The organism is Evtepia gabavorous (genome assembly GCF_003425665.1).
GTDB classification, from domain to species: Bacteria; Bacillota; Clostridia; order Oscillospirales; family Oscillospiraceae; genus Evtepia; species Evtepia gabavorous.
The window spans coordinates 1-7,237 of record NZ_QQRQ01000045.1 but is presented as its reverse complement, the minus strand read 5'-3'; the positions used below and the strand labels follow the sequence as shown (position 1 = coordinate 7,237).

Below are 7,237 nucleotides of genomic sequence, written 5' to 3'. Positions count from 1 at the left end.
ACCCTTTGGGAAAAGGAGGAGAAAAACCATTTCGTTTCCCACTTTTTCCTCCCGTCAACGAACCACTTCTCCCGCCCGCCCGAGCCGGTGGGCGGGCCATGAGGCGTTGGTCTTAGAGGCCGCAGGCCAGGCCCCTACCTGACCAACCACCTTTCCCCATTCCTCCCACCAGAGAATGGGGTTCCAAGGGGAAGGAACCTCCTTCCCCTTGGTGTTCTTTCCCCTATTTCTTCAAAGAAATAGGGCCCCGCCCGGGAGGGCTCCGTTCCCGCCCGTTCCAACGGCGATGGAAAAAGCCCCCACCGCTCTCTGCCCCCAACCCAGAGAAAAAACCGAGGAGAGAGCCGCAGCTCCCTCCCCGGTCTCGGGTAGTTTGTAGATTATTTTACCACGGTCTCACACAGCCGCATGAGAATGGTGGCCACCTGGGCGCGGGTGGCGCTGCCCTGGGGGTTCAGGGTGGTGTCCGTCACCCCGGTGATAAGCTTCTGGGCATTGGCCCAGGCCAGAGCGTCCTTGGCGTAGCCGCTGATGGAGGCGGCGTCGGTGTAGCCCGACAGGTCCGCCTTCTGGCTCACGTCATAGCCCTTGTAGGCGGCATACCGGTACAGGATCGCCGCCATCTGCTCCCGGGTGATGGGGCTGTTGGGGGCGAAGGTGGTGGCGCTGGTGCCGTTGACAATGTCATTGGCCGCTGCCCAGGCAACGGCATCGGCATACCAGGCGCCGTTCTCCACGTCGGTGAAGGCGCTGCCGCCGGACACCGCAGGCTCGTTCTCCAGCCGGTAGAGGATGGTCACGATCATCCCACGGGTGGTGGTGGAGGCAGGGGCAAACCGGTCCGCCGACACGCCGGTCATCATGCCCTTGTCGTAGACGTACTGGACTGCCTCATAGAACCAATCGCCCCGGCTGACATCGGCAAAGGGTTCTGTGGGGACGGGCTGGTCAGGAACTTCTCCCACAGTTGGTTTATAGGTCTTTCCATCAAATATTAAGTTTGCAACTTTATCATTTTGTTGCGATGGGACAAATGTACCTTCTGCTCCATTTGTAATGGGAACTTCGTAGAACGCAGAAACGTCTTCGATTTTATCGTTTGTTATATTTACCACATAGGCGTCCATGATTCCATTGTCTGTGCCCTTCAGCGTTACTTGGTAAGATGTTGGAACAACAATCACTTTAATTTTATCACTACTATTAGCTTCATTTTCGACAGTAAAGCAATACTGTTCATACCCAGAGGTAACGATGTTTCCCGAATTTGATAGATGCGCTATTTGTTTCCCTGAATCTGTTTTTACAATAGCATCAACAGGGCAAGCAATTGTATAGACTTTCAAAGCAGATGTATTGTAAAATACGGTTCCTGAAGAGGGATCATACTCAAGGCCAACAGAATGGCAACGTATTTCATCGCAAAGAATCTTTTGTGTCATCGCTAAAGATATTGCGAAGGAATGTGTAGATATGCTATCTTGCCTTATTGCTGTCTTTAATTTTTCAGTTTCATATTTTACAGCATAGTCAGACGCGAGTTTTATAACCGACTTATACATATTGATAGATTGATCAAAAATAACAGCCGCTTTAAACTGGATAGCATCACTATCCTCGCTCAACAACCCACCTTTGCATCCATCGACTGTCTTATTCATAAGAACAGCTAAGCAGTAATATTTTGTAATCATATCAGCTGCATATGCCGTTTCATCAACATTTGTAACTATCTCAACTAGTGACAGCCCTATTCCAAGGGACTCTCTTATTGACACAGCCCAGCTTAAAACCGGAACGAGAGAAAGCATGGCATCCGTACCTTTTAACGCAATTTTTTTAATGGAATCAACCATAAAATCGTGACTCTCATTTCCTAACACTTGTACAGAATATTCTGCAACAGCCGTTATATTGTCTTGTTTGTATTTTTCCATTCTAGTGATAAAGTTATTAAGTGCAGAACAGAGCGCACTAGAATTAATTACTCGATCCATAGCTGGAATATCAACGAAAATGTCCCAACCGTTATTTGCAACCTGCCCAGAGTATCCAAGCAATATTGTTAGAACCTCAACAAATTCTTCTTGCGTATTTGCATATGCGCTTCCGGCAACAATATACTCAACAATATCTTTAGCTGAGGTACAGACTGCTTGCAGTCCATCAATGCTGATTTCAAGAGGTAAAGAGCTGTTTTTTAATGAATCAACAAGGCTTTCTTTCGACGTGCTATCATTCAAAATATCTATTATAGTGTCAAAAACGCTAATAAAATTTTCAGTATCATCTGCTGCTTTTTCAAGCTCAGCAAGTTTGTTTTTGAGAAGATTAAAAACAGCGTCTCCCAAAGATTCTTTGATGGATGCGTTTTCTAGTATTTTTGTAAGAACCAAAATCGCTGAATTCACAAAGTTTTCCTGGTACATGGACTGTAATCCATCCCGACTTTGCTCGCTATAGAGCAACTCTGACAAAATCAGCTCGTACATATCAACATCATTAAGTTCAAAATCGAGATTTAGTCCATTGTTAAGCCCATTCAAAAGATTATATCCAGAAACAGAAGCATCTTTTTGCGACTCCTCTAAAATACTTAAGAGATAATTGCTATATCCCATAACAATATCTTGTTTGTAATTTTTGCTGGTAGCATACTCTATATGCTCTTTTATAAATTGTTCCTGCAAAGCATTGGCAGCATCTTCACTTCCTGGTGCGTCTGGATTATACTCCGAAAAAGAGGTATATTGAATGCTTTCCTTGACATAAGAATCTCTAATTTCCTGTGCTTTCTCTTCTGTAATGGAGATTAAATCTTGATCGTTTTCTGTTGTGCTATAAAATTGAACATAATTTCCGTTTTTATCTTTATCTCCCACAATTCTTTCTTTCAAAGATAATGTTGTTCCTGAAATCCTGTAATATGCGCGGCCATTATTCCAAGCACTATTTGACCAATCATTAAGAATAATGCCACCGTCACAAAGGCTGTGGCGATCGCGCTCCCCACTCGAAAAAACTTCCTTTATACTTCCGTCTGCGTAACTGTAGAGCGCATATATCACGCCATCTATTCCATATTCCGTATCTCCAATTATGAGTTCCTTTACGCCATTTCCATCAAGATCCATAAATGCATAGCCAACATGTTCTGGCCGGTATCCACATACATAGGCCAAATTATTCTCTGAAAATTCCTGTATTGTCCACTTTTCGTCAACACCTGTCTTATATTTATCTATGATTTGCCTATAAAGTGTTTCCGGCGGAGTTTTACTCGTGTTCAGAGCATTTAGAACCTCTTGATATGTTAGACCTCCATCCTGCGGCGGGTTTACTGCTTGCAAGGTATCAAAAGCAGCACCTAACTTACTTTCATAGGTTGATTTATCTACAACCTGGTTATTCCAGGTATATCGGTACTCATTTTCAGAAACTTCATATCCGTTGTTATCTACAATTTTAATCAACCCTTCTTCAGCTATTTTAAAATTGCCATTCTCTAAATGATAAACAGTATCCCAAAAATATCCCATGTGCCCTCCAGAGGTAAAAACCAGAGACTGCCCTGGAATGTAGGAAAGCTCTCCATAGGCAACATTTTGTACTTGGACTTGTCTATTCGCATAAGAACACAACCGCTTCCCATAGGCGCTAGTGGAATAGTTAATCCAAAGTTCCGGTATGCTGTCCTCATTTACATCGAACAGGAAATACCTCGTTTCCTCTTTTGCTCCGTCAAGATACCCACTACCTGCCGTGTTCTCCAGGTCAGACTGGATATACTCCCGATAGGCCTCTTGCCAACTCTGCGTCTCCTCCGCTGCCAACGTGCCCATCGGCAGCAATGACAACGCCAAAGCGAACAAGAGGACCCACGACAATAAACGCTTCCTCATCTCTTTTCCTCCTTTTTCAATCTGTCTTTGGTACAACGATATACGCTGTTTTGTATCGTTCTCCCGCCCAAACCCCGGGGGAAGCCCAGCTTCCCCCGAGCGGGTCGGGGAAAAACAAAAATGCCGTGCAGGTCACAGCCCTACACGACAAGGTCAGGAGGCAAAAATGCCTATGCACACTTTGCCCTTGGAGCACACCCGAAAATGACTACGACAAAAGACAGTCCTTCAATCGCGCAAAGCAAGGGAAACCCTTGCAAAGGGTCTGGAAAAACTGTATAATATCGTCCATGCGGTGCGGCCTTGGGCCGTTGTGTAGGTGGTTATGGCACCTGCGCAGGATTTCAGGGGGTCGGAGCCCTGAAATCTGCCGCATATTTTGTTTTTCACCGATATTATAGCACGGACTGGCAGGAAATAGCAAGCAGAAAAACAGCCGCCCGGCGGTTTTGGCGGGACAGAGGCGGGGCGGGGGAAAAATCCCGCCCCGGCCCCCTGCCAAGGGAGAAAAAACCTTGCAGCGCCAAGGATTTTATTTGATTTTTCCGTGCAGTGGGTGTAAGATATCCCAGTATACTTGACGGAAACCCTGGCCGGGGGCCAGGGAAAAAACAGGGGCGCGGCCCCGAGATGGAGGATATGCTATGAATTATACCTTTGCCCAATATCGGGAAAGCGCGGACGCTCTGCAGGCCAAGCTGGGAGGGTTCCGGCCCAAGGTGGCCATGATTCTGGGCTCCGGCCTGGGGTATCTGGGGGACCTGGTGGAGGACGCCGTGGTGGTCCCCTACGGGGAGATTCCCCATTTTAAACATTCCACCGCCCCGGGACACAAAGGACAGCTGGTCTTCGGCCGCCTGGCCGGCCAGCCGGTGGCCGTGATGCAGGGTCGGGTCCACCACTACGAGGGATACTCCTATGAGGAGGTGAGCTACGGGGTCCGGGTGCTCCGCCTGCTGGGGTGCGACACCCTCTTTGTCACCAACGCCGCCGGCGGGGTGAACTGGAAGTTTCAGGCCGGGGACCTGATGCTCATCACCGACCACATTAAAATTTTCATGGAGTCTCCCCTGTGGGGGGAGAACATCCCGGAGTTCGGTCCCCGGTTCCCCGACGCCAGCTACCTCTACACCCCCCGGCTCCAGGAGCTGGCCCGCCAGCAGGCCCGCCGGCTGGACATGGACCTGAAGGAGGGGGTTTACATGTACTTCCCCGGTCCCCAGTACGAGACCCCCGCCGAGGTCCGCATGGCCCGGATTCTGGGGGCGGACGCCGTGGGCATGTCCACCGCGCCGGAGGTCATCACCGCCGGGCACTGCGGCATGGAGGTGCTGGGCTTCACCCTGGTCTCCAACATGGCCGCCGGGGTGCTGCCCAAAAAGCTCAGCGAGGAAGAGGTGCTGGAGGCCGCCGCCGCGGCCCGGGACCGGTTCTCCTCCCTGGTGCTGGCCTGCCTGGAGCACCTGAACTGAGGGAAGGAGGCCCGCTATGGAACGAAGCTTACTGTATCACTGCCGCGCCCTGCTGATGGACGAGGCGGACACCCTGCTGGAGGGGGCCTATGTGGTTGTGGAGGGGGAGACCATCTCCTCCGTGGGCACCCAGCGTCCCCAGGGGCCCTTTGACCGGGAGATCGACTGCGGAAACAACGTCCTCATGCCCGGCCTGGTCAACGCCCATACCCACATCCCCATGACCCTGCTCCGGGGCTACGGCGGGGGGTGCGACCTGCACACCTGGCTCAACCAGTGGATCTTCCCCACGGAGGCCAAGCTGGACGGCCGGGCGGTCCGGGCCGGCACAGGGCTGGCCCTGGCCGAGCTCATTGCCGGCGGGGTGACCACCATCGCTGACATGTACATGCACACCACCGACATCGCCCAAACCGTGCTGGAAGCGGGCATCAGCGCCAATCTCTCCTGCGGGGGGGTCTACTTCGGGGCCCCGGCGGACTTCAGCCCGGCCACCTGCAAGGACTGTGACAACCAGCGCCGGCTCACCGAGGAGTGGCACGGCGCGGGGAACGGCCAGATTTTGGTGGACGCCTCCATCCACGGGGAGTATACCTCCAACGTCCCCCTGTGGCAGTGGATGGCGGCGTACGCCCAGGAGAAAAAACTGGGGATGCACGTCCATGTCTCCGAGACCCAGTCTGAGCACGAGGCCTGCAAGAAACGCTGGGGCAAGACCCCCTTGCAGATCCTGGACCGGTACGGGGTCTGGGACACCCGGGCCATTGCCGCCCACTGTGTCTGGACCACCGAGGAGGACTGGGCCCTCATGGCGGAGAAGGGGGTCTCCTGCATCCACAATCCCGTGTCCAACCTGAAGCTGGGCTCTGGGGTGGCCTGGATTCCCGCCATGAAGCGGGCGGGGGTGAACATCGCCCTGGGCACCGACGGGGTGTCCTCCAACAACAACCACGACATGTTTGAGGAGATGAAGTTCGCGGCCATTCTCCACAACGGGGTCACCCATGACCCCCTGGCCCTGCTGCCCCGCCAGGTGCTGGCCATGGCCAGCCGGGACGGTGCCCGGGCCCTGGGGCGGAGGACCGGACAGATTGTCCCCGGCTATACCGCCGACCTGATCCTGGTGGACTTTGACCGCCCCAGCCTCACCCCCTGCCACAGTGTGGAGGACAACCTGGTCTATTCCGCCCGGGGGTCCGACGTGGTGATGAATATGGCCCGGGGAAAGATCATATACAAGGATGGAACCTTCTTCACCCTGGACCTGGAGCGGATCAAGGCCGAGGTGGAGACCTATGCCCTGCCCCTGCTCTTTGGGGACGGCGCCAGCCTTGCCGACCGGAGGAATTGACTTTTGAAAGAACGAACGCAGAAAAGCAACACATTTTTCGGCGGGGCGGCCATCCTGGCCGTGAGCATCGCCATCGTGAAAATCATTGGCGCCCTATATAAAATCCCCCTGGGGCGCATCTTGGGGGATGTGGGCTTCGGCCACTTCAACAACGCCTACGCCATCTACAACCTGCTGCTGATGATCTCCACCGCCGGCCTGCCGGTGGCCATGTCCAAGACCATCTCCGAGGCCAACGCCCTGGACCGGCGGAACCAGGTGAACCGGGTTTTCCGGGTGGCGCTGGTCACCTTTGTCATTCTGGGCTCCATCAGCAGCCTGGTGATGTTTGTCTTTGCCCAGCCCCTGGCCAATCTCCAGGGGGACAGTCTGGCCGCCCCCGCTGTGCGGGTGATGGCGCTGTCCTGCTTCTTTGTGTGTACCATGTCGGCCTACCGGGGCTATGCCCAGGGCCACTCGGACATGGTGCCCACGGCGGTCTCCCAGGTGCTGGAGGCCCTGACCAAGCTGGG

The 7,237-nt window shown here is 53.0% G+C and carries 4 protein-coding genes; 3 read left to right on the top strand and 1 reads right to left on the bottom strand.

Translation table 11 applies throughout. The features are described 5' to 3' along the window. Window positions 1-380: 380 nt before the first annotated feature. Window positions 381-3,902, bottom strand: a complete 3,522-nt coding sequence (locus tag DV520_RS11845) for an S-layer homology domain-containing protein (protein WP_117142997.1) — start codon at window positions 3,900-3,902, stop codon at window positions 381-383. Between the two features lie 644 nt (window positions 3,903-4,546). Between DV520_RS11845 and DV520_RS11840 the strand changes: the two genes are divergently transcribed. From DV520_RS11840 to DV520_RS11830, 3 genes are all read left to right on the top strand, one after another. Beyond that, the gene (locus DV520_RS11840) at window positions 4,547-5,374 is read left to right on the top strand and encodes a purine-nucleoside phosphorylase (protein ID WP_021919266.1); all 828 of its coding nucleotides are present in this window, start codon (window positions 4,547-4,549) and stop codon (window positions 5,372-5,374) included. Window positions 5,375-5,390: 16 nt separating this feature from the next. After that, window positions 5,391-6,725, top strand: a complete 1,335-nt coding sequence (locus DV520_RS11835; protein WP_117142996.1) for an amidohydrolase family protein — start codon at window positions 5,391-5,393, stop codon at window positions 6,723-6,725. A 3-nt stretch (window positions 6,726-6,728) separates the two neighbouring features. Next, the coding region (locus DV520_RS11830; protein WP_148881888.1) for an oligosaccharide flippase family protein at window positions 6,729-7,237 on the top strand (509 nt) is incomplete at its 3' end.